Origin of the sequence: Enterococcus infantis, from assembly GCF_049166715.1 — a bacterium.
Lineage (GTDB): Bacteria > Bacillota > Bacilli > Lactobacillales > Enterococcaceae > Enterococcus_C > Enterococcus_C leclercqii.
The window spans coordinates 1-25,059 of sequence record NZ_JBMHFB010000009.1; the positions used below are offsets into that span (position 1 = coordinate 1).

20 protein-coding genes are annotated in these 25,059 nt (G+C 42.3%); 17 read left to right on the plus strand and 3 right to left on the minus strand.

All coding sequences use genetic code 11. The annotated features are described in order from the left end of the window. Positions 1-181: 181 nt before the first annotated feature. A complete protein-coding gene (locus ACOMA8_RS11300) occupies positions 182-2,737 on the minus strand; it encodes a L,D-transpeptidase family protein (protein ID WP_421370840.1) in 2,556 nt (851 codons plus the stop codon). 298 nt (positions 2,738-3,035) lie between these two features. Between ACOMA8_RS11300 and ACOMA8_RS11305 the strand changes: the two genes are divergently transcribed. The 9 genes from ACOMA8_RS11305 (at position 3,036) to ACOMA8_RS11345 (ending at position 13,492) form a co-directional block, all read left to right on the plus strand. Beyond that, positions 3,036-5,651 carry a GH25 family lysozyme gene (locus ACOMA8_RS11305; protein ID WP_421370842.1) on the plus strand — a complete coding sequence of 872 codons (2,616 nt, stop codon included), beginning with the start codon at positions 3,036-3,038 and terminating at the stop codon, positions 5,649-5,651. Positions 5,652-5,966: 315 nt separating this feature from the next. Next, on the plus strand, positions 5,967-7,442 hold the full coding sequence (gene mltG / locus ACOMA8_RS11310) for an endolytic transglycosylase MltG (protein ID WP_421370844.1): 1,476 nt from the start codon (positions 5,967-5,969) through the stop codon (positions 7,440-7,442). A gap of 261 nt (positions 7,443-7,703) precedes the next feature. Continuing rightward, positions 7,704-8,183, plus strand: coding sequence for a transcription elongation factor GreA (gene greA / locus ACOMA8_RS11315; RefSeq protein WP_161899578.1), 480 nt, complete (start codon positions 7,704-7,706; stop codon positions 8,181-8,183). Positions 8,184-8,535: 352 nt separating this feature from the next. After that, entirely contained in the window at positions 8,536-9,261 is a 726-nt protein-coding gene (gene liaF, locus ACOMA8_RS11320) for a cell wall-active antibiotics response protein LiaF (protein WP_161899579.1), read from the plus strand. Next, complete coding sequence (locus ACOMA8_RS11325) at positions 9,258-10,343, plus strand: sensor histidine kinase (protein WP_421370846.1); 1,086 nt, start codon at positions 9,258-9,260, stop codon at positions 10,341-10,343. Before liaF ends, ACOMA8_RS11325 begins: the two co-directional genes overlap by 4 nt. Positions 10,344-10,381: 38 nt before the next feature. Next, the gene (locus ACOMA8_RS11330; protein ID WP_161899581.1) at positions 10,382-11,011 is read left to right on the plus strand and encodes a response regulator transcription factor; all 630 of its coding nucleotides are present in this window, start codon (positions 10,382-10,384) and stop codon (positions 11,009-11,011) included. 143 nt (positions 11,012-11,154) lie between these two features. Continuing rightward, entirely contained in the window at positions 11,155-11,820 is a 666-nt protein-coding gene (locus ACOMA8_RS11335) for a potassium channel family protein (protein ID WP_161899582.1), read from the plus strand. 14 nt (positions 11,821-11,834) lie between these two features. Then, positions 11,835-12,131, plus strand: coding sequence for a HesB/YadR/YfhF family protein (locus ACOMA8_RS11340; RefSeq protein WP_161899583.1), 297 nt, complete (start codon positions 11,835-11,837; stop codon positions 12,129-12,131). A 413-nt stretch (positions 12,132-12,544) separates the two neighbouring features. Further along, positions 12,545-13,492, plus strand: coding sequence for a glycosyltransferase family 2 protein (locus tag ACOMA8_RS11345; protein WP_421370849.1), 948 nt, complete (start codon positions 12,545-12,547; stop codon positions 13,490-13,492). Positions 13,493-13,559: 67 nt separating this feature from the next. On the opposite strand, the gene ACOMA8_RS11350 is transcribed toward ACOMA8_RS11345, so the two are convergent. Then, on the minus strand, positions 13,560-14,507 hold the full coding sequence (locus tag ACOMA8_RS11350) for a phosphoglycerate dehydrogenase (protein ID WP_421370851.1): 948 nt from the start codon (positions 14,505-14,507) through the stop codon (positions 13,560-13,562). A 126-nt stretch (positions 14,508-14,633) separates the two neighbouring features. Further along, positions 14,634-15,440 (minus strand): DUF1189 domain-containing protein, encoded by an 807-nt coding sequence (locus tag ACOMA8_RS11355; protein ID WP_421370854.1) that lies wholly within the window; start codon positions 15,438-15,440, stop codon positions 14,634-14,636. A gap of 305 nt (positions 15,441-15,745) precedes the next feature. Here ACOMA8_RS11355 and ACOMA8_RS11360 point away from each other — a divergent pair, with 305 nt between their 5' ends. From ACOMA8_RS11360 to ACOMA8_RS11395, 8 genes are all read left to right on the plus strand, one after another. Continuing rightward, positions 15,746-16,354: a superoxide dismutase gene (locus ACOMA8_RS11360; RefSeq protein WP_421370856.1), complete on the plus strand. Its 609-nt coding sequence runs from the start codon at positions 15,746-15,748 to the stop codon at positions 16,352-16,354. A 65-nt stretch (positions 16,355-16,419) separates the two neighbouring features. Beyond that, the gene (locus ACOMA8_RS11365; protein WP_421370859.1) at positions 16,420-16,905 is read left to right on the plus strand and encodes a GNAT family N-acetyltransferase; all 486 of its coding nucleotides are present in this window, start codon (positions 16,420-16,422) and stop codon (positions 16,903-16,905) included. An 80-nt stretch (positions 16,906-16,985) separates the two neighbouring features. After that, positions 16,986-17,186, plus strand: coding sequence for a cold-shock protein (locus tag ACOMA8_RS11370; protein WP_010753946.1), 201 nt, complete (start codon positions 16,986-16,988; stop codon positions 17,184-17,186). 289 nt (positions 17,187-17,475) lie between these two features. Next, positions 17,476-18,687, plus strand: coding sequence for an LCP family glycopolymer transferase (locus ACOMA8_RS11375; protein WP_161899589.1), 1,212 nt, complete (start codon positions 17,476-17,478; stop codon positions 18,685-18,687). Between the two features lie 401 nt (positions 18,688-19,088). Further along, a complete protein-coding gene (locus ACOMA8_RS11380) occupies positions 19,089-21,221 on the plus strand; it encodes a penicillin-binding transpeptidase domain-containing protein (protein ID WP_421370863.1) in 2,133 nt (710 codons plus the stop codon). A 275-nt stretch (positions 21,222-21,496) separates the two neighbouring features. Then, positions 21,497-23,398, plus strand: coding sequence for an ABC-F family ATP-binding cassette domain-containing protein (locus tag ACOMA8_RS11385; protein WP_421370865.1), 1,902 nt, complete (start codon positions 21,497-21,499; stop codon positions 23,396-23,398). Positions 23,399-23,518: 120 nt separating this feature from the next. Further along, positions 23,519-24,466 (plus strand): thymidylate synthase, encoded by a 948-nt coding sequence (locus tag ACOMA8_RS11390; protein WP_421370867.1) that lies wholly within the window; start codon positions 23,519-23,521, stop codon positions 24,464-24,466. A 42-nt stretch (positions 24,467-24,508) separates the two neighbouring features. Next, positions 24,509-25,003, plus strand: coding sequence for a dihydrofolate reductase (locus ACOMA8_RS11395; protein WP_421370868.1), 495 nt, complete (start codon positions 24,509-24,511; stop codon positions 25,001-25,003). Positions 25,004-25,059 lie beyond the last annotated feature (56 nt).

The window sequence follows — 25,059 nt, forward strand, 5'->3', positions numbered from 1 at the left end:
AAGGACTGATTTTTGTTTAAGAAAGAGCGAAAAATAAAAAAGCGCTCAGGCAAGAATTTTTTCCTGCCTGAGCTCATTCACTCATTCAATTTGAACTCACCAACACTATTTGACGAAGAGCCAAAAAGCGCCTGACCAATTGATTTTCATCATTGGCAGGCGCTTTTTTTGAGGGTAATGATTAGTTGACGATGCTGACTGGGGTATTGTTAGGGATATTATTGTAAAACCAAATCGAATCGGGAACGGCCATGCGGATACAGCCGTGAGAGGCGCGTTTCCCTAATTTCATCGCCTCTGGATGATAGTAGGAACCGACGCGACCAGGCCCAGTAATCGTTACGGAATGGAAAAGATAAATACCATGTCCGTGGAATGAACGGTAATAGGCCGCGCCGCCATTTGCACCCCAGAACCAAGGGCCGCGTTCTGCTTGAATCTTGAAATTGCCAAGGGGTGTAGGTGTACCCGGTAAGCCAGTGGAGCACATCATGGTGTAAATTGTGCTAGAACCAGAACGAATGTAAATTCGCTGCTTGCTAATCGAAACTTTGATATTCAGATTTTTGACATTCAAGGAAGGAAAAGGCCCCCCAGTTTGATACATGTAGAAGCTGTCTTGTACACTGTAGGTTTGGTTTGCTTTGATCCAACCTAAATCCGTGCCTGAGCCGGCCAATTCAACAAGATAGTAAGTGCCATCACTGGTGCTGGCTTCTTTGATGGCCCGAACCATGTATTTGTAGTAGTTAGATTTAGCTGCTTTTTTACTACTGCTTGGATCGGCTTTGCTGTAAAAATTACCACTCTTATTGTTGATAACCTGGTAGCGACTGATTGTTTTTGTAGAGTAAATCGTGAAAGGTGAGCCGGTAGCAGTGGCGTTGACATACCCAATCCACTTGTTGCCAGAATACAACGAGTAGTACAAGGAGCCATTAAAATGGCGATATTTTCCTTTTACAGTATACTGCTTGCCATAGTGATTATTCGTGTTGCTGCGTTTGGTTTTGAAAGCAAGGTCTTGCCAAATCGTATAATTCTTTTTGACAATTTTTCGCTGCAAGTTTTCTTTTTGCCAAGTACCACCGCCATTTTGTGCAACAGAGGAGGACGTTGTATTGATATAGCCCACCCATTTGTTGTTTTTATCATACAGACTGTAATAGCTACTGCCATTATAATGGTAATAGACGCCTTTTGCCTTGTAGGTCCATTGATAAGTAGCCGGTTTTTTTGCTTTCCCTTTAAAGGCAAAACTCGACCAGGTAGCATAATTTTTATTGGTAATGGTGACATACTTGTTGAAGTTTTGATAGGTTCCTTGTTTATTTTTTGAAGTGCTGACGCCACTGGCATTGATATAGCCTAACCAGTTTCCTTTATTGTCATACAAAGAGTAGTAAGTGCTACCATTATAATGGTAATATTTCCCGCTGATTTTGACTGTTTTTTTAGCAAAGGAAGTGCTGGAGCCTCTTTTTTTGGAAAAATTCAGATCTTGCCAGAGGGTGTAGGTGCCTCCTTTTTTATTGGCATAAAGATTTTCTTTGTACCAAATTCCCCCCTGATTATTCGCTGATTTGGTCGCACTCGAGTTGATGATACCAGCAAAAGAACCATTTGGGCGATAGAGTTCGTAATAGATTGCGCCGTTGGAGTGGGCATATTTATATTTGGCATATAGCGTTTGTTGATAGATTTTTTTTGAAGGAGTCAGCTCTTGCCACTTGAAATTTTTCCAAACCGAATAATTCTGACTTGAAATTGAGACATATTTATTAAAGGTTAAGCGTGCTCCTTGGGCTTCGTTTGTTGTTTGCAAGGCGTTTTGACTGACAAATCCTTGACCGGAGAGCTTGTAATACACGGTTCCGTCCACATGACTTAGTTTGCCGGTGACCTTAAAAGTTCGTTGGAAAATATCTGTTGTTGTACTAGCTTTTGCGTTCAGCTCAATATTTTTCCAGACGGCAATACCTTTTGTAGTAACGGTAGCGTAGCCAGAAGCACCCAGCTCACTACCGGCTGGAAAGTTAGTGGTTTTCCCGTCTTCATCACGAATGAAGACGACAATATCACCAACTTGTAGTCGGTAGTATCTGGCACCAGCTGAAGAGGTGAGTTGACCGAGAATATTGAAAGTCTTTTGGTAAAGATCAGCGGAGTTCTCAAAAGGTAGATCCAAGTTTTCATTTTGATAGACAACTGGTTTTTGGGTAGTGACAGTAAAGTACTTGTACTCAGAAGCGACGGTCTGTTCCACGCTTTGCTGGCCAATTAGTGACTCGTCAGAAGACGCAGACGTATTTTTTGAACCTTGCTCGTTTGGAAGCGTTTGTGATGACCCGTCAGTTTCACTTTCATTGGACTTGTCAGTGTTGCTAGGATTAGTTTCATTAGGAAGTCCAGAATCAGATGGCAAACTTTCATCAGTGGGAACTTCACTGGAGCCAGAGAGTTCATTGTTTGTTTCGGTGCTGCTTTGACTGCCGGAATTCGTTCCGTCTGTTTGCGTATTTGATGCAGGTAGCGACTCGTCGGTATCCTGTTCAATATCGCCGTTAGTTTCAGCGGAATAACCAGTTCCGTTGAAAAGTGTGGTACTTTGAGAGTTTGTGAGGTCAGTTAACGAATCCTCATCACTGATTGCCGCAGCGGGCAACGGGATTGCTGTTGACAGCAATAAGATCGTCGCCGACAAAGTGGTGATTTTTTTCCAAGACAACTTTTTCATAGTATTCTCCTTTTTATCTTTATTTCCTCATAAGAATTATAGCATTTCAGCTGTGATTTTGACGACTGATATGTAGAAATGCATTTTTAGAAAAAATTCATTTGTTTTAGCGAAACTATTTAATAAGTATGTGGCAGTTTTATACTATTTAGGGTGAAAATTCTCTCTTTTTTATTTCTAAAAGCATATGATTAGAAAATGATCATTATTTATAAAAATATAACAGGAATTATGCTTTTTATAAAATGTCGAAGTTCGGTATAATAAAAGCGAAGATTGAAAAAAGTGAGGTTGAATCATGAAAAAAATCAAGAAAATCATAGTGTTGGTATCAACAGTGATTCTAAGCTCGGTGGGACCGATTACGGGCTTGGCTGAAACAACGGCAAAAACTCAGTCGCCAACGGTAACAGAAGAATTGCCATTAAGCGGCAGTCCTGTCACCAATGATGTGACGAGTACTTCAGCGGTAGAAGACAGCTTTTCATCAGAAGAATCTGAAAAAGAGGTGTCTTCTGAAAACAGTTCAGAAATCTCCGCAAGTGAAAGCTCGTTAACATCTGCTACTGAAGTGACGCAAAACTCTTCAGAGGAGAACATTCCCGCTGAAACGGATGAATCAGACGGTAGTTTGGCAGATGCAGAACAAGCCAACGAGGATCTTTCCCAAGCGGCAGTGGAAAAAGCGATAGCAGAAATGGAAATTTTAAATGATGTTTTTCCATATCTAAAAGATCGTTCTGATCTAGCAGAATCACCCATTGATTCGGACACTCCCAGACCTAAAGCTCGGGCTGCGGCATTGACTGTTGAACCACAGGAACAAATCGCTGCTGCCGCGGCTGCTCGGTTGGAAAATATTTATGCGGATTCTGACAAAGACACACCAACAATGGATTTTGTCGACGTTTCCTCTCATAATGGCGAAATCAGTGTGGATCAATATAAGACGCTAAAAAAATACGGCGTCAAAGCGGTTATCGTTAAGTTGACAGAGTACACGACCTATCGTAATCCCTATGCTAAAAGTCAGATTAATAATGCCAAAGCGGCTGGATTGGTGGTCCACGGATACCATTACAGCTGGTTTACTTCCAAAAGTACCGCTGAAAAGGAAGCCGAATATTTTGCGAAGTATGCCGATGAATTGAAATTGGGCAACAATGCCATCATGTTCAATGATATTGAAGACCCACAACTTTATGCCAAAAATATCAATCATACACAGAACTCGATTTATTTTGCAGATGCACTGAAAAAACTGGGCTATAACAACAGTCAGCATTACATTGGTCAATGGTGGGTACGAGCAGGAAAATTGGATCCTGCTAAGTTGGGCTATAATAAATGCTGGATTGCTGAATACCCAATTCCGACTGTAAAAGAACAGCGGAATACTCAGTACGGCGCTTGGCAATGGACCTCCCAAGTGTATATTCCCGGAAAAAACTTTCCTTTTGATATGTCTTCAGATTATAGTAAAACAATCACTTTGCCCTATGGTGAACAGGGACCATACATCAGTTTGGGTAAATATTTCACAATAACTGCCAAAAATAATGCCATCTGGAGTAGTTTTAAATGGGCGCAAAAAGATCGAACCGATAACCATCTTAACAAGACCTATTATGCCAAGGGAATGTATAAACACGTCAATGGGGGCACCTATCTTAGTTTATATGACAACAAAGACAAATGGATTGGTTATGTGAACGCAGCTTTTGGCACCTTAACTGACGGCCCCGGTGGTAAATGGGCAAGCTATAAAAAATATGTCACCTTGAATCAGACAAAGGATCTGTACAGCGACTTTACTTCTAAAATCAAGAATAAAGCGTCATCCTACAAAAACAAGCAATTGTTGGTCACTGGTAAGTATGAGCATTTCAATGGTAAAACCTATTATTCAGTGTACACAGCCGATAGCAAGACTTGGCTGGGATACGTCGAAAAGAGTGGTGTCACTCTAGCTGGTGATCAAGGCCCGTATCTTGCGCTTGGAAAATACTTTACGATAACTGGGAAAAATCATACAATTTGGTCAAATTTCAATTGGACAAAGCGCAGTGATGCAAAGAGCCACCTTGGAAAAACTTACTTGGCAAAAGGACAATACAAGCACTTAAATGGCAGTACCTATCTGACCTTGTACGATAATCAGGATAAGTGGGTAGGTTATATCAATGTTTCTGGTGGGAAGTTGACGACTAGTGCTGGAGGAAGTTGGAGTAGCTATAAAAAGTATCTGACTGTCACTGGTAGTAAGCATTTGTATGCCGGCGATTTTACTAAAACTATCAAAAACAAAGGCTCAGTATATAAGGGAAAGACACTGTTAGCCACCGGCAAGTATGAACACTTTAATGGTAAAACTTATTACTCTGTCTATGAGAACAACACCTGGTTAGGCTATGTGGAAGAAGCTGGTGTCAAAGTTGCTGGCGACCAAGGGCCCTATGTAAAACTGGGAAAATATTTTACCATTACGGGGAAGAATCATAAGATTTGGAGTAATTTTGATTGGAAACTACGAAAAAATGCCTCTGAGTTATTGGGAAAAACTTACTTGGCAAAAGGACAATACAAGCACTTAAATGGCAGTACGTATCTGACACTTTATGACAACAAAGGGAAATGGGTTGGCTACATCAATGCCAATGGTGGAAAACAAGGGACGAATCCCGGTGGTGCCTGGAGTAGTTATAAAATAACGGTTACTTTAAATGGAACCAAAAATCTGTACGGCGGTGACTTCACCAAAACAGTCAAAAACAAAGCCTCAGCTTTCAAAAATCAAAAGCTCTCAGTCACTGGTAAATACGAACATTATAACGGTAAAACCTACTATTCTGTATACAACAGCAAAAAACAATGGCTCGGATATATTGAAAGCAGTGGTGTCAAAAAAGTCTAATTTGAATCAATAAAGTAGCTGGAAAAAAGGCGGACATCACCTCTATCAATGGTATAAAAAAAGCAGAAGCTCTTTGGAACATTTTGGTAGCCTTAATTGATATCTAGTAAAACTTCTGGATAAAAAGTGTTGTAGTGAAAGAAACCAAAGGACAGTCCCGTATTTTGCCATAACAAGCAAGAAATTGTGGCGACGCGCTATGTGGAATGCAATGACTGGGCTTGCATCATTTTACAATTACAAATCATTCTTTTACTCCTCCTGACTTTCGTGTATAATGGTACAAGCCAGTATACGAAGTTAGGAGGAGTTGTTTTGTCTAAACAACATCCGGAAGAGGAATCCTTCAAGGATAAAATTCTGAATTCCCTCAATAATACCGGGGAAACAGCGGGAGTTTCACCCGATAAAAGAACTGAATCATCAGCTTCTCAGAAAAGAATGCAAGGCCCTCAAGAGGCTGTGGGCTCCCGTCGCAGTCAGACTAGTGGTAAGAAAACCAAGCCAGCCGATGGCAAAAAGGCGACTGACAGTAAAGTTAAAAATGGGGCAGCTAAAAAGGAAAGTCCCGCTGTGAAACAAACTGCTGGGTCGAAAAAGGGCGCAAGCAGCTCTAAAAAAGCGAATACCTCAGCTAAAAAAGAACTTTCAGGAAAGAAGCAGGAAGAATATTTGCGAAAATCCTCTAGGGAAAAGGAAAATCGAGTCGTAAATAAAATTGTGACTATTGTTGTGATTCTCTTACTATTTGTTGGCGGTATTCTAGGATTTTCAGTCTATCGCTATATTTCTGCAGGCTTAAAGCCGCTGAATTCTGCTAAAACAGAGAAAGTCACTGTGGAGATTCCTCGAGGCTCCTCAAATAAGGCGATTGGTGAGATTTTAGAGAATGAGAAGATCATCAAAAGTGGTATGGTATTTAACTATTACACGAAGTTTAATAATTTGACCGGTTTTCAAGCGGGTAAATACAGTTTTTCTCCCAATATGACATTGGATGAAATCAGCAAAGAACTGATGGGGGGGACCGGTACCGGAACAGCTGACCTGAAGTTGACCATACCTGAGGGCTACACTATCGATCAGATTGGGGATGCGGTAGAGAAAAACCTGAAGCTCAAGAAGCAGGATTTCATTGATTTGATGAAAGATGAAGACTTCTTTAATGAGCTGCATAAAAAATATCCGGAATTGCTGGACTCTGCTGCGAAGGCTGAAGGGGTTCGTTATCGTTTGGAGGGCTATTTGTTCCCAGCTACCTATGATTATTACAATGGGACTGATCTGAAAGACTTTGTTACCCAGATGGTGGAAAAAACCAACAGTGTAATGAGTCAGTATTATCAAACCATCAAGGACAAGCAATTAAATGTTCAAGAAGTATTGACGCTGGCTTCCTTGGTGGAAAAAGAAGGAAATAACGAAAACGATCGCCGCAAGATCGCACAAGTTTTCTTCAATCGTCTGGCCAGCGACATGCCGTTGCAGTCAGATATCTCAATCTTGTATGCTTTGGGTGAGCACAAGGAATTAGTGACGATTGCTGATACTCAGGTTGATTCTCCTTATAACCTTTATGTGAATCACGGATACGGACCAGGGCCATTTGACAATCCAAGTGAGCAATCGATTAAAGCAGTATTGAATCCACAGCAAAATGATTACTATTATTTTGTCGCTGATATTAAGACAGGACAGGTTTACTATGCCCGTACCTTTGAAGAACATAACGCGTTGGTAGAGCAATACGTCAACAATACCAACTCGGAAGATAGCGAAGCTAATCAATAAAAGTATTGAAAGAGATTTACATTTTGAACAAAGCATGGTAATCTTTTCAGTGTTATTCCCCGATAGAGCTAGAAAACACTTTCATTTGCTGATATACTCAGCATCTGGCGGTGATGAACCGTTCGGGGAACACGGAAAGATTGCCTTTTGTTATACTATCGAAAGAAACAGTGGAGCGGACGATAGGCGCCGAACTCTTGAAAATCAGAGTCCGTCCCTCAAGTTCAGCTCACTGATAATTGTTGAAGGAGATATGAGATTATGGTAGAAAAAGTTTATCCCATGACAGCTGAAGGAAAAGAAAAGCTAGAGCAGGAATTGGAAGAATTAAAGACCGTCAAACGTGGCGAAATTATTGAACGGATTAAAATCGCCCGCGGGTTTGGCGATCTATCTGAAAACTCGGAATATGAATCTGCTAAAGATGAACAAGCTTTTGTCGAAGGGCGAATCACAACTTTGGAAAACATGATTCGTTTCGCACAGATTATTGATAATGATGGTGTTGATTCTGATGAAGTGTCCATTGGTAAGACAGTAACCTTCATTGAATTACCAGATGGCGATGAAGAAAAATATACGATTGTAGGCAGTGCCGAGTCTGATCCGTTTTCCGGTAAAATCTCAAATGATTCACCCATCGCACAAGCGCTAATCGGTAAAGTTGTGGGAGACCAAGTAGCAATCGCGACTCCTGGCGGCGATATGCAAGTGAAAATCACAAAAGTTGAACAAAACTAATTCGGAAATTTCGAGGGGTTTTGAATAGTAAATCAAAAATAGTATCCGAACGACATATGCTGTGAGCGGATTGTTTTTCTCAAGGGCTAAAGAATGAGCCTACATAGAAAAATCGCTTTTTTCTTCAGCTAAGGCGTTCGGATATTTCGTTGTTTTCTCACACCTTTCTGACACACCTGCTAAACGAGTAAGCAGATGCTTATTAAAATCTTGTAGAACTCATGCTTAAGACGGATACGTTTTGGAATCTTTCAGGGTATGATAGTCTTAGGAAGATCTGATGCGTCGTTCAAAATCGCTATTGTGAGGACGGTTTCATCGTTTTATTATCAATTCAATGGAGGTGGCCTTTATGAAAAGTCCGTGGCGCTTCTTCTTTATCGTAGAGGCTTTATTACTGTTGTTTGCTGTCTGGCAGATTATCAGTAGTCCGCAGCTTTTGATCTTATTGATCTGCGGTGTGTTATGTATTTCTTTTGGCTTAAAACGCAGCCGAAAAAAAAGCAGTTTTTGGTATGTAGTCGGTGGAGTCTGCATCTTTATCAGCTTGGTATCCAGTCCGGCACTATGGTTGATGCTTGCGTTTGGTATCTTATTTGTCGGTCTGAAAGGTGTGGAGGTTTCTGGAATCGATCCTTCACAAAATGCTTTTTGGAAGAAAAAACAAATGGTGATGGTAGACGGTGAAAAACCGACCACTCATTCTGGGACGAAAGTGAAGCAACCCTTGTTTGGTAACGAACGCATCGGAAATCAAGTTTATGAATGGGACGATATCAACTTGAACATGATTTCCGGCGACACCATTATTGACTTAGGCAATACGATTTTACCGAAACGAGACAACGTAGTGATTGTTCGTAAAGGATTCGGACGAACGAGAATCTTAGTGCCACTTGGTGTTGGAATTGTAGTGGAACATGCTACTTTTGCTGGTGATCTGGTTTTTGAAGGTGAGCGGACAACGCTTCGCAATGAGGCCCTTAAAGTATACAGTGATGATTATGATGACAATCAGCGACGAATTAAATTGATCACCAATACCTTGTTTGGAGATGTCGAGGTGATCCGAGTATGATCGCGAAGGTCTCGAAGGGAATGGTCGCTTTTTATGTAGGAATTACGGCTTTTTTGACGATGATCCTTGTACTGTTTTCCTTTTTACATGCTAATAATATCCATCGTTGGTGGCAAGTATTGTTTGAAAGTCAAATTTTCTTTATTCCTATGATTATCTACATCATGGTGATTTCTGTCGGGTTGGGTTTATTGGCCTATTTTCTGATTTCAGTTTTCCGGAAAAGTCTTTATGGAGAGATTGAAGAAAAGCTCCGCATTATGGCAGCTGGTAATTATGAAAACCCGTTAGTGACTGAAGCCATACCCCATTCGAAAGAAAATCATTACATTGCTGCAATTGATAAGGATATTCAGGAGATTGCCAAAAAAATGCAGGAAATTTCTGCTGAATTGCAGCAGCTGAACAGCCGACCACAATTGGTGGCAGGACAAACCAAAGAAGAAATACTGGAAATCGAGCGGCATCGTCTTGCCCGGGAACTTCACGATTCGGTTTCGCAACAATTGTTTGCAGCTATGATGATGCTATCGGCAATCAACGAGAAAGCCAAAAAAGACCACGTACCAGAAGCGCAGCAAAAACAATTGGAGATGGTCACAGATATCATCAATGCTTCTCAATCGGAAATGCGGGCGTTGCTTTTGCACTTGCGACCAATAAGTTTGGAAGGAAAAAGCTTACGTCAAGGGATCGAGCAATTATTAAAAGAACTTCAATCCAAAATTAAGATTGATCTTAAATGGGATGTTGAAGATGTCTCTTTGCCTACAGGAATTGAAGACCAGCTCTTTCGTGTCGTACAGGAGCTGTTGTCTAATACATTGCGGCATGCCAAAGCACAAGAATTGGAGGTCTATCTCCATAAGATTGAGCAAAATGTTTTGCTGCGAATCATTGATGATGGCGTCGGCTTTGATACTTCACAGCAAAAGGCCGGCAGCTACGGCTTGATGAATATCCGAGAACGGATCGCAGGTATCGGTGGTACGGTCAAGATCATCAGCTTTAAAGGTCAGGGAACCAGTATTGAAATCAAAGTACCATTGGTAAGCTTGACCAGTGAAAACAGTAAAGAATGAGTCGGCGTGAGCCGCATTGAAAGAGGAGGGGGTTCACGATGATTCGTGTATTGCTTGTTGATGACCATGAGATGGTCAGGTTGGGAGTGTCGTCTTATCTCTCCATTCAGGATGATATCGAGGTTGTTGGAGAAGCTGAAAATGGTCGAATCGGCTATGAGAAGGCATTGGCTTTACGTCCGGACGTGATTTTGATGGATTTGGTAATGGAAGAGATGGACGGCATCGAATCAACCAAGCTGATTTTGCGAGATTGGCCAGAAGCTAAGATTTTAATTGTGACTAGCTTTATTGACGATGAAAAAGTCTATCCGGCAATTGAGGCAGGGGCTGCCGGCTATCTTTTGAAGACTTCCACTGCCCACGAAATTGCAGATGCGATTCGTGCGACACAACGGGGAGAACGGGTATTAGAACCGGAAGTGACCTCCAAAATGATGGACAAGATGACGGGGCGTTACCAAATTTTGCATGATGATCTCACCAATCGTGAGTTGGAGATTTTGATGTTAATCGCACAAGGCAAGAGCAACCAAGAAATCGCAGACGAATTGTTTATCACTTTGAAGACAGTCAAAACCCATGTTTCCAATATCTTATCCAAGTTGGAAGTCGAAGATCGGACCCAAGCAGCAATCTATGCCTTTAAACATGGCATGATAAAATAGTAAAAAGACCTCGTCATTAGTTTTTTGACGAGGTCTTTGTTATACTAAAGCAGACAGAGAGCAGCGTTTTAAACGCATGTTGAGAATAAGCGGTCCCTATAAGAGAATCCGCTATTTTGACAAGAAACCAAAAGGAGTTCACTATGAAACAAAACTATGCAATCATCGGTTTGGGACGTTTTGGAGGTAGTATTTGTCGTACCCTCATCGAGTCTGGCCAGGAGGTTTTGGCCATTGACAGCAACGAAGACCGGGTCAATGAATACATGAATATCGCTACACACGCAGTGGTGGGCAACGCGCAAGATGAGATGACGTTAAAGTCGTTGGGAATCAGAAATTTCGATCATGTAATCGTTGCAATTGGTGAAGATATTCAGGCATCTATTCTGGTGACATTAATGGTCAAAGAAATGGGCGTGCCCAACGTCTTGGCAAAAGCGCAAAACGAATACCATGCGCGAGTACTAGAAAAAATCGGTGCAGATCGGGTGGTCCATCCGGAGCGGGACATGGGTATTCGAATCGCTCATAATCTGGTCTCTAAGAATATTTTGGATTATGTCGAGCTGTCAGATGACTATTCGTTGGCGGAGATCCGAGTCTCCAATCCTAAGTTTTTCAACAAAACACTGCTGGAATTAAATTTTAGACAACGGTTCGGATTGACTGTTGTGGGGATTCGCCGCGTAAACGGGAAAGTCGTCGTATCTCCGACAGCTGATGAGATTGTTCAACAAAACGACAATCTGCTAGTAATTGGTGAAACTGATGATGTGGATGTTTTAGATAATAAAATGAATGATTAGGGAGTGTGTGATAAATGAAAATAACTATCAAACCAGAAGCGTTGGCTTGGTTCAAAAGTGAGTTGGAGATTCCTAAAGGGCAAGGTGTGCGATTCTTCGGGAAAGTATATGGAAAAACGGATGTTCATGACGGATTTTCTATTGGCATGAACGTGGATACTCCGGAAAAACCCATTGCAGAGACGACGGAAGAGGGAATTTTATTTTTTGCAGATGAAGCGGACGAATGGTTCTTTAAAGGCTATGATCTAATCGTGGCTTATGACGAGAAGCTGAATGAGCCAAAATATGAGTTTTCCGAAGCAAAATAACTGAAGCACTGCAGCCTATTTTCTTGCTGATATAATAGAGGCTGTCATAGCAATAACGTGAAAACCAGCAACTTTGGCAAAACAATTTCAATCGATGGAAATAATTGGTAAAAAGAGAGAACAGCGGCGGCCGTACTTTGCGGTGGTCGCTTTTTTTAGGAGGCATTAGGTAACAAGTAGGTGCAACTTGCTAACAGAGCTTAATACAAGCGAATAATTATAAATAGAGTGATCCATCCAGTGGAAAGCAAATTCCAGACAAAAGCCAGTTCTTTGCGGTGCAAAGTTCAAAGATGGCTCAGCCAACTTTTCAACGGGAATTTAGTAGTCACCACAGAGAACTGTGTTGCGCTGTAGGGTCCGTACGTTTTGACCTGTGTTATAATTAAAATATCAGAGGATGGTGTGAGTTTATGTTATCGATTATCGTACCCTGCTACAACGAAGAGGCTACGCTGCCCTTATTTGTTGCTGCTGTTGAGCAAGTCAATGAGACGATGCAAGAGCCGTTGGAATACATTTTTATCAACGATGGATCAACGGATAAGACCTTGACGGTGATTAAGTCACTGTATCAGAAGTATCCTGAGAAAGTCCGCTTTTTGTCCTTTTCTCGAAATTTTGGCAAGGAGGCGGCTCTTTACGCTGGATTGAAGTCGGCACAAGGGGAGCTTGTGACGGTGATGGATGCCGATTTGCAGGATCCACCAGAGCTCTTGCCGGACATGGTTCACCTAATTCGTCAAGGAGAATACGACTGTATTGGGACGCGTCGAACAGATCGTGAAGGAGAGCCCAAAATCCGCAGCTTTTTTGCAAAGACTTTTTACCGTTTGGTCAATCGCATTGGACAGACGGAGATGGTTGATGGCGCTCGTGATTTTCGGATGATGACACGCCAAATGGTCGATGCCATTTTGGAACTGACAGAGTACAATCGCTTTTCAAAAGGTATTTTTAGTTGGGTAGGCTTTAAGACGAAATACCTTTCCTATGAAAATCGGGAGCGGGCAGCGGGGGAAACATCTTGGTCTTTTTGGAGTCTTTTTAAATACTCGATTGACGGCATCGTTAATTTTTCGGAGGCACCGTTGAATATAGCCTCAATTATCGGTGGGATTGCTTGTATCGGATCCGTTGTTGCGCTGCTATTCATTGTTATTCGTGCATTACTCTTTGGCGATCCCACTGCCGGTTGGCCATCGCTAGTTTCGATTCTGCTTTTTGTCAGCGGGATGCAATTGTTATGTATCGGTATCATTGGGAAATACATCGGAAAAATCTTTTTGGAGACCAAACGCCGTCCCATCTATCTAATAAAAGAAACTGAAAAAGACATAGAAGAAAGAAAAACAATCTAAAATTAAAAAAGTGTCACCGGCTTTCATGAGCACCAGAAAGCCGGTGACGTTTTTTATTGTAAATAAATCAATACCCCTCAGTGAGTGAGACTTGGTTTTGAGCCAATTCACCAGTCGTTACAAAACAGGAAAGATTATTCAAAAAGATCTCCATAAAGGCTTTTTGAAAATGTGGGGTCACGCCGGAAATATGTGGCGTGATAATGCAGTTTTCCAACTGCCACAATGGGTGACCCTGAGGTAGTGGCTCTTCTTCAAAGACATCCAAAAGAGCTTGTTGGATCTGCCCATTTTTCAGCGCAGCTACCAAAGCCGAAGTATCGACACTGGCGCCACGACCAACATTGATAAAGGTCCCGGTAGGATTCATGGTTTCAAAAAAGTCGCTATCATAAAGATGTGTGGTTTCGGGTGTTAATGGTAGGATGTTAATTACAAAATCAGCTTTTTGGCTCACTTCTTCTAGCTGATCTAAGCTGTAAGTCTTTGAAAAGCCGGCGACAGGGTGACCGGAAGTATTAATTCCAACCGGAGCTGCGCCAAGTGCTTGCAATAACTCAGCCAATTTTTGACCGATATGTCCAGTTCCTAATATTAAAATCTCTTGTTCAGTCAGGTAACGAAAGTGAATAGCTTGGGCAGACCAACGTTCCAGCGATTGATTTTTTACTGTTTGCGTGAAGCCGCGAGTGGTCATCAAAATCGCTGCCAGCACATGTTCAGCAATCGCTTGTGCATGGATGCCACTGGAGTTTGACAAAAGGACATTTTTTTCGCGAAATTTAGCCAGGGGCAGTGTGTCTACGCCGGCTGAAATGGATTGAACCCATTTTAGAGTGCTGTCTGCGGAAAGCAAGTGTTCTTCCCATTCTTTGGACCAGCCAATCGTAAGTGTTACTGATGACCAGTCCAACTTTTCAGTTGTTGTTGTAAAGTGGTATTCGGGTGCTTTTTTGGCTATTTCAGCAAGCCACTCTTCTTTAAACTCACGGCTGGAAAGGATGATCTTTGACATGTCCTTCACTCCTTTTTCTGTTTGCCAGTCAAAAGGTATCTAACTGACGTCACTGTCAGTGTAGCAGAAGCTGAAAAAAAAGACATTTTCTCCGCTTGGGAGTAAAATGTCTTTTCTTGTCGACGATTAAACTTGAGATTGACGCCGAGGCAGTCCCTTACTGGCTTGACTGTAGATGAATAAGGTGGCCAAGATAATGAACAGAGAGGTGTCAAAGTCTAATGTGAAGACACCGATTAAAGCAGAGAGGATCACTGGCAAGGTTCCACAAAAAATCAAAATCTTCAGGTTTTCAAAGAAAGTGACTTGAATCCCCTTGAAAGCCGCCATCAGTGAAGCACCAATACAGGCAATCAAAATCGTCATCACTAGATTGATAAACGAAGGGTAGACAGAGACGAGTAAAGTGATCAAAATCATCCACCAAGGAACACTGTTTTCAGCGAGATAGGTGCGAATATGGGCCCCATCAAGGCTGGTGAGTCCTTGGTCGTAGGGAATCTCTAATAAGTTGCTGCCTAAAATTTGATTGGTCAGTCCCGAAGAAGGAAGTGCCACGACAAGTTCATCTGGCAACAAGCCAACACTTAAAAAGTTCCCCATCATATCTCCGGAAATATCAGTAGTGCTGCGTTTTCCCTCTGGATCAAAAGTAAAAATGATGGAGTTCGTCTGGTAAATAAAGCCTTCTGTTTTTTCTGTAGGGGTCAGTACCCCATTTTGGATCGTAAAATCCGGGATTTTCTGAGCGATTTTTTGTCCATCTGCCCGGACATCATTGAAAACTTGCAAGACGTTTGTTGTTATGGGAATAGCCAAAAACAGGCTTAATGCCAACAAGTATAAGACGACTTTGCCAAAACCTAGCAAGCGGGCATTTTTCAAATCTTTAAAACGATAAAAGGACGCAAGAAATAATTCACGAACTGTCATGATGAAAACTCCTTTAAAAACGATTGTTGCTAACGATAACCGTCGGCGATATGTACAATTCTAGCGGAGAATCATGGGAAACACAAGGACATCCTCGGGCCCTGGCAAAACAGAGGGACACATTTTTTGCAGAAGCGATTATTAATGGGAGAAAAAATATTACTTGGATTTTCAGCAAAGAAAGTGGAAGCTGCTTATTTTGGTCAAGCCGCCACCAGGCTAGGCATATCTTTTGAACAACTGCGGTTTATTTGATAGTGTTTACATGTGCTATTGATTAATTACAAATAACGGAGGGACCCATTATGACTTACACTTTACCAGATCTGCCTTACGCTTACGATGCATTGGAACCATACATCGATGTGGAAACGATGCACCTGCATCACGACAAACATCACAACACTTACGTTACAAATTTGAATGCGGCCATTGAAAAACATCCTGAATTAGGTGAAAAGTCTGTTGAAGAATTGATTTCCGATATGGCAGGGATTCCCGAAGACATTCGGACAGCTGTTCGCAACAATGGTGGCGGACATGCCAACCACAGCTTTTTCTGGGAAATCATGGCACCAAATGCCGGTGGTGAACCGACGGGTGCAGTGAAGGCTGCTATCGATGACGCATTTGGTAGCTTTGACGAAATGAAAGAAGCTTTTAAAGCTGCAGCAGCCGGCCGTTTCGGTTCTGGTTGGGCTTGGGTGATCGTGGATGACGGCAAATTGGCAATCACATCGACACCAAATCAAGATTCTCCTTTGATGGATGGGAAAACACCAATCTTAGGTCTAGATGTTTGGGAACATGCCTACTATTTGAAATATAAAAATGTTCGTCCGGATTATATTGCGGCATTCTGGAATGTTGTGAATTGGGACAAAGTCAACGAACATTTTGAAAATGCAAAATAAGTAGTTTACAATAAGGTGGAGAAGAACGTTAGTTTTTCTTCATCTTTTTTGTGGAGTGGATAACTATGTTAAATAAGGTAGCGATAAAAAATCAGGCCGAAGTCGAAGCCCTGTTTCCGGTAATTGAAGAAATCTGGCGGGAAGTATTTACGCCTATGATTGGCAAGGCGCAAGTGGACTATATGATGGAACACTATCAGTCAGTACCAGTCATTTTGGCAGAAATTAGGGAAGGTGCCCATTATTTTGCTCTTTGTGCAGCAAATGAAACGGTAGGCTACACAGCTTATGAGCTGAAGGATGACGAAATTTTGTTCATTAGTAAGCTTTATATACGTCAGGATTATCGTGGAAAAGGCTATATGCGAGACATTTTCGATTGGTACGAAAAATTAGCGAACTCCTTAGGTTGCAAGCAGCAATTGAAGGTCAATCAAGACAATCAGCGAGCAATAGATATCTACCAACATCGGGGATTCTCAGTCATGAGAGAACAGATTGTTGCTATCGGATCAGGCTTCGTTATGAAGGATTACATTTTGGAAAAATGATTTGTCATCGCTTCCAAGATTCGCTATAATTGATTTACCGGTGAAAATCGGTCACTAATTTTTTGGAGGCTACACAAAACATGGAACACGGAAAAGTGAAATGGTTTAACAACGAAAAAGGGTTTGGTTTCATTACGACTGACGGTGGCGACGATGTATTCGTACACTTCTCAGCAATCCAAGGAGACGGCTTCAAATCCCTTGAAGAAGGTCAAGACGTTGAATTCACGATTGTTGAAGGCGAACGGGGACCACAAGCTGCTGAAGTGACTAAATTATAATCACTGCAGTTGTCAGTACCGACAAGCCAGCGAAGAGGAGACCGCGTGTCGCCTCTTTTTTTGTTCTAAAATCAAAATCCTTTACTTAAAAAGCAACAGGTTAGATGAGGCCTATCAAAGGAATTTTTATACAAAATTTGATTTCAGATGTTTCGTAGTGTTTCAAAGGTGTTGCAAAACTGTTAAAGTTGTGTGATAAACATTTTCTGCCGTTGCTGATTGTCGGGGGTTGTGGCAGAATTTATACGTTATACTGAAAAAAATCACAAAGTTAAAGATGAGGTGTCCTATGCGTACATGGCAAAAAGTCATCGTCGGCATCGTGGGTGTGATCACAGTCATGGTGGCAGCAGCAACTACTTATGGCTTGAAAGTATACTTCGATGCCAATTCCGCCTTCGATAATATCGTTGAAAAGATCGATCGGAAGACGACAAAACGGGAAACAGTCGTAAATATCGACAATCAAGAACCCTTCTCGGTTTTACTGCTGGGGGTTGATACCGGCGCATTGGGACGGACTGAGCAAGGACGCTCAGATACGATGATGGTGGTAACTGTCAATCCCCAAAAGAAAAAGTCGACGATTGTTAGTTTGGACCGGGATATTTATACAAAAATCATTGGTCATGACACGATGGACAAATTGAATCATGCCTATGCCTTTGGTGGTGTAGAGATGGCTATGGATTCAGTGGAAAACCTGCTGGATATTCCAATCGATCATTATGTAACAATCAATATGCAGGGGATGAGTGACCTGATTGATGCCGTTGGTGGTATCGACGTGCACAACCAGTATCACTTTGAGCTGGACGGTGTTGAATTACAAGCAGATACGGACTATCACTTGGATGGAACGATGGGCTTGTCTTATGCTCGTTACCGTAAGTATGATCCAGATACCGGTATGGGAGATCCTGAAGGGGATATCGGACGTCAGAAACGACAACGAGAAGTTATCGAAAAGATTGTGCAAAAAGTTCTTTCTTTAGACAGTGTTACCAATTATCAAAAGATTTTGAATGCGGTAGAAAAGAATACCAAGACCGATTTGACCTGGGATGACATGCTGGATATCGCCAATCACTATCATCCTGCCCTCAGCTCAATCGATCCGTTGCAATTGCAAGGTGAAGGCGAACTTTATAATGGTATTTACTACCAATTTTTAAGCGCAGCGAGCCTTTTGGAAACACAAAATACGCTGAAAGAACAACTGGGCATCGCTACCAGTGAAACACTGCCGCAACAAGATCAATACACAGAAGGTTATGCGGATTATCGTTTTTACAATGATTCAGATGGAACCATGGATGCCGGCGTGCACGATTACAATGAAACGATACAGGCCAATGGCACTGGCGAAGATCAAACGAACGATGGGTATCAAGAAGCTTATGATGAGACCTACGAAGAAAATTACGACGGTACCGATAATCAGTACGATTCTAATCAAGAGTACGATTCTGGCTACCAAGAACCCGCAACCGAATATTAGTCAGACTATCGAAAAAGGACGGTGCTCTCTCAAGGATTTTGATATAGAGAGAGCACCATCCTTTTTTTATTACCTTAAAAACCTGCATTTTTTCAGACCGTTATAAGAATTAACGAAGCGCAGCAAAAGACCAACCGCTTTTTCTAGGTGGGTTCTCCACAGAAAGTTTTCCACATTTTTACCTTTTGTCTTTTGTGTTTCACGCCAGATTAAAGAAATATATTTTAAAAAGACGGTTGAATCAGGAATGGCGTATGTTGTTATTAGAATTCTCATGTAATGTGTGAAACAATTTTGGCTAAAGCTTAAAGGATTTCTTTAGTTCACCATTTTTACTGCGGCAAAGGTGGTTTTTTGGTAGAATAGTACGGTACAAACAACTGTCTGGAAGGATTTGGCATATGGAAAACAAGAATGCAAAATTTTGGCAAAAAAAAGGTAAACAGAAGGAGCCCAAACCCAGTGGTGGCGGGCGACGATCCCATATCCCATTTCGATTGAACTTTTTATTTTTTATTATTTTCGGATTGTTTATTGCACTGATTGTCCAATTGGGGTATTTACAGATTGTTAACGGTGAGAACATCACTAAGCAGCTAAAGGAATTTTCTGTTGTAAAAGTTTCTGGTTCTAGCCCCCGTGGTGTTATTTACGATGCCACCGGCAAACCCCTCGTAGAAAATCAAGCAGACCCTGCGATTACATTTACCCGGGGCAATAAAATGACCGGTGCAGATCTACGGTCTTTGGCAGAAAAGTTAAATGAGCTGATTGATCTGCCAATCCCTGATAAGCTAAAAGATGAGAAGTTAGGTAAACGGGACAAAATCGATTTTTGGCTAGCCGATGAAGACAATTTCCAAAAGGCCTATAAACGTCTGTCTAAAGACGACAAAGCGGAAATTGCTAAGGACAGCAGCAAAGAATACAATTTAGTGGTTGCCAAAGTCAAAGACGATGAAATCCAGTTTGATGACAAAACATTACAAGCAACTGCAATTTTTACAACGATGAATAGCGCCACAGCTTTGAACACGGTATATATCAAAAACCGCGATGTCACTGATGAAGAGTTGGCCGTCGTGGCAGAACGTTCGGCAGACTTGCCAGGTATCTCGACAGGTACAGACTGGTCTCGAAAATACACTGAAGAAAACGGCTCGATTCGCAGTATTTTAGGAACAGTCTCTACCACTGGGCTGCAAAAAGAGGACGCGGAGGCTTATTTGGCAAAAGGTTATGCACGAAATGACCGGGTAGGCACCAGCTATTTGGAAAAACAATACGAGGATGTGCTTCAAGGAACCAAGTCCCAATCAGAGATCACCTTGGATCGAAATGGAAATATTTCTTCTCAAAAACAGGTGTTTGACGGCGAAAAAGGCGACAATCTGATTTTGACTATCAACAGTGACTTTCAGAAAAAAGTTGAAGAAATCGTCAAGCGTAATTATCAAATTCTGATTGATAATGGGAAAGCGGCGGTCTCACCGGGAGTCTATGCCGTTGCAATGGATCCTAATACTGGCGGCGTATTGGCGATGGTGGGTTATGCCCATGAAAAAGATTCAAAAGATTTGCAGGAACACGCATTGGGTACGATTACTTCTTCATTTGTACCGGGATCCGTTGTAAAGGCGGGGACACTGGCAGCGGGTTGGCAAAGCGGTGCGTTGAACGGCAATGAAACAATGTATGACCAACCCCTTTATATCAAGGGAACACCGGTAAAGGCATCTATCTATAATAAACAAGGTGAGGCCAATCGTGATCTCGACGCACGTAAAGCGTTGGAAATCTCCTCCAACTCATATATGGTACAAGTGGTCTTGAAAATGATGGGGCTTAATTATTCCAAAGATATGGAAATCATGAGTGTCAACAAGCAGGGCCCACTATATAACGAGTTGCGTAATGCTATGGCAGAATTTGGGTTGGGAGCCAAAACAGGTATCGATTTGCCTAATGAAGCCAGCGGGATTCAAACGCCGGTACGCAGTCTTGATCCGGTGGAAGACGGGGGGAAGATTCTGGATATTTCCTTTGGTCAGTTTGATACCTATACGCCGATGCAACTGGCACAATACGTTTCCACCATTGCAAACGGCGGGAAAAAGATTCAGCCGCACGTTGTCAGCGGGATTTACGGCAATGATGCAGAAGGCAATTTAGGTTCACTGGTTAAAAAAATCGAACCCACTGTTACAGGTACAGTAGATCTGACACCAGATCAGATGGCGATTATTCAAGGCGGTTTTTATGATGCGGTTCACGGCAATGATGCCTTTACAACCGGGACTAAATTAAAATCAGCTAAAATGGATTTGGCGGCTAAGACCGGGACGGCGGAAACCAGCGCTTATGGCGTGACGACCATCAACAGTAATATCGTTGCTTATGGCCCGGTGGAAAACCCGCAAGTTGCCATCAGTGTTGTCCTGCCGTTTCTTTCCGGTGAAGATCAGCATATCAATTCGGATATCGCTAAAGAAATCATGGATGCCTACTATGACACATTCATGGCGGGGCAATAATTGCTTAGTGAATGAGCGCCAACTTTTTAAGAAGCTTTGTAAAACTGTCTTTTCCTCAATTAACTGACGGAAAGGGCAGTTTTTCTATGGAAAAATACTAGCTAAAGCTGGAAAACCGGCGCTGTTTCAACCGGTACTCTTGTGTTACAATAAGCCAAGTGATGCCTAGAAGTAACCGCTGGTAAAAAGAGCGTTTGAAAGATTTCTGCCCACAAATAGCAGTAGTATTCCAGTAGGACGATCTGGCAATTCAAATATATTTAGGAGGGATCGGAATGAAGGAACTTAAAGTTTCCTGTTTGACCAAAACTTATGGTGAGAAGACACTTTTTCGGCAAATCTCATTTTTGATCCACGAAAAGGATCGCATCGGACTGATTGGTGTCAATGGAACTGGTAAATCCAGTCTTTTAGGCATTTTATCCGGTAAAGATAAAGGTGACGGGGATTTGGAGCATATCCAAAAGCCCAGTGACTATCAGATTGGCTATTTGATGCAGGAAAATGATTTTGATGAAACCTTGACTGTCTTAGAAACTGTCTTTCAAGGCGAGGCCCCGATGATTCAAACTGTGCGCCGCTATGAACAAGCGTTGGTTGATCTGGCGCAAGAAGGTGGCAATCCAGAGGTTCAAAAACGCTACACCAAGGCAGAAGAGGCGATGAACGAACAAGATGCCTGGTTGGTGGATACCAATGCCAAAACAATTCTTCAAAAGTTGGGAATCACCCAAATGGATCAAAAAATCAGTGAATTATCCGGTGGGCAAAAAAAACGAGTGGGAATGGCTCAAGTCTTGATCCAAGAACCAGACTTGCTGTTGCTAGATGAGCCCACCAACCACTTGGACTATCAGGCAATTTTATGGCTGGAGAGCTATTTGCGGCAATACCGTGGCGCACTGTTGATGGTGACCCATGATCGTTATTTTTTGGATCGCGTCACGAATCGGATTTTTGAACTCTCTCATGGAGATTTGATTGAGTACAAGGGCAACTACGAAGAATATGTCCTAGCCAAAGCCGAGCGAGAGCGCCAGGCGGTTCAGCAAGAAGAAAAACGTCATCAGCTGTACAAGCAAGAATTGGCCTGGATGCGGGCAGGAGCGAAAGCCCGTACGACCAAACAGCAAGCCCGTATTAACCGTTTTGAGGATCTAAAAGAAAACTTGAATCAGGTGAAAAGCGATGGTCAAGTAGCTATTGAGCTTTCAAATAAGCGCTTGGGCAAACAAGTCCTTGAAATCAAAGATGGCAGCTACGCCTTTAACGAAAAGGTCATCTTAAGGGACTTCGATCTTTTGATACAGTCACGGGAACGCTTGGGGATCACTGGGGAGAACGGTGCCGGCAAATCCACCTTGCTGAATATCTTAGCTGAACGTTTACCGCTGGATAAAGGGCTGCTAATCGTTGGAGAAACGGTGAGAATCGCTTATTATACACAAACAAATGAAGCGTTGGCTGAAGACAAACGGGTGATTGCTTATTTACAGGAAGTAGCTGAAGAAGCGCGCCAGAGCGATGGAACCAGTATCTCTGTGGCAGAATTATTGGAGCGTTTCTTGTTTCCCCGCAATACCCATGGCACGTTGATTGCAAAACTATCCGGTGGTGAAAAACGCCGCTTGTTTTTGCTGAAATTGCTGATTTCCCAACCAAATGTCTTGCTGTTGGACGAACCGACAAATGATTTGGACATCGCGACGTTGACTGTACTGGAAGATTATCTTCAAAGCTTTCCCGGCGCAGTGATCACGGTGTCCCATGACCGTTACTTTTTGGATAAAGTGGCTGAAAAACTTCTGATTTTCAAAGGTGACGGTCAAATCCAACGCTACTTTGGTTCAATCACAGAATATCTCGAAAAAAATGATGAACAAAAAGCAGCTAGTGGCAATGAAACGAAAGAAGCAGAAGAAATATCAGAACCCGCTATAGAAGTCACATCAAAAGAAAAGAAAAAGCTCAGCTATATGGAGCAAAAAGAGTGGGAAACAATCGAAGACGACATTGCTGCTTTGGAAGAAGAAACTGCTGTCCTTACTGAAGCGATGAATGGTCAAGGATCAGATTTCACCAAATTGCAGGAGCTGCAAAAACGCTTGGCTGAGACGGAGCTGCATCTAGAAGAAAAAATGGCCCGGTGGGAATATTTGAGTGAATTTATCGATTGAGGTATGATGTATCAAACAATATAGGCTTTACAAGTGACAACAAATTGATCGGTCAAGCGCTGTAGAGACGGATCAATCTGCTGTTGCGAACCAATAAACTACTGAACAGGATGTGGCAAAATGGAACAGGCATATCTGGATCTGGGAGCAAAACTCTTAGCAGAAGGGCATCAAAAAGGGGATCGTACCGGCACGGGAACGAGAAGTATTTTCGGGTATCAAATGCGTTTTGATCTGTCTCAGGGCTTTCCGCTACTGACGACTAAACGAGTTCCTTTCGGCTTGATTAAAAGTGAACTGTTGTGGTTTTTAAAAGGGGATACCAATATCCGCTACTTGTTGCAACACAACAACCATATTTGGGATGAATGGGCCTTTGAACGGTATGTCAAGAGTTCCGATTATAAGGGGCCGGATATGACTAATTTTGGTCATCGTTCTTTAACAGATCCGGTGTTTAATGCGCAGTATCAAGAAGAGTCCGAGAAATTTTGCCGTTTGATTTTGGAAGACGCTGAGTTTGCTGAAAAATATGGAGATCTTGGCCATATTTACGGCTATCAGTGGCGCCACTGGGAGAAAAAAGATGGAGGCTTTATTGACCAGATTAAGGACGTCATTGAAATGATAAAAAAAACACCAGATTCTCGTCGTCTGATTGTCTCAGCTTGGAATCCAGAAGATATCCCGTCAATGGCACTGCCGCCTTGTCATACGATGTTTCAGTTTTATGTCAATGATGGCAAACTTTCCTGTCAGTTGTTTCAACGCAGCGGTGATGTCTTTTTGGGTGTACCCTTCAATATTGCCAGCTATGCGCTGTTGACCCATCTGATTGCTCACGAATGCGGACTTGAAATTGGCGAATTTATTCACACTTTGGGGGATGCCCATCTTTATAATAACCACGTCGAACAAATGCAGGAGCAGCTGACCCGGACGCCACGTCCACTTCCAAAGCTGGTCTTGAATCAAGAAAAACAATCAGTCTTTGATTTTGAGATGGAAGATATCGAACTGGAAGGCTACGATCCTTATCCTGGGATCAAAGCCCCCATCGCTGTTTGAAAAAGCAGTAACAAAGGAGCTTTTTGAAGGAGGAAAACTGCATTGTTGATTGCTATTTGGGCACAAGCTGAAGATGGATTGATTGGCAGACAGGGGCATCTGCCTTGGCGTCTACCAGCAGACTTACAGTTTTTCAAGCAACAAACGCTGGGAAACACACTTGTGATGGGCCGCAAAACTTTTGAGGGGATGGGGAGCCGTCCACTTCCTGGGCGACAAACCATTTTATTGACCCACGATCAGACCTATCAAGTCCCCCATCCTGACGTTCTGGTTATGCATACAGCAGATGAAGTAAGGCAGTTAGCTGAGCAAATGGAAGAGCCGGTTTTTATTGCCGGCGGCGCTCAGATTTATCAGCTGTTTGAACCTTACTACGATCAGCTGTTGCGAACGGTCATTGAAGGAAAGTTTGCCGGCGATGCTTATTTTCCACCCTTTGACTTTGGTGACTATGAGCTGATAAGTCAAAAAGAAGGTCACGTCGATGAAAAAAATCTCTACCCCCACCGTTTTGAAAAATGGGCTAGAAAATAAAGACTTGCCGGAAACAGATTGAAAATGTCTCCGGCAAGCCTTTTTGATAGAAAGAA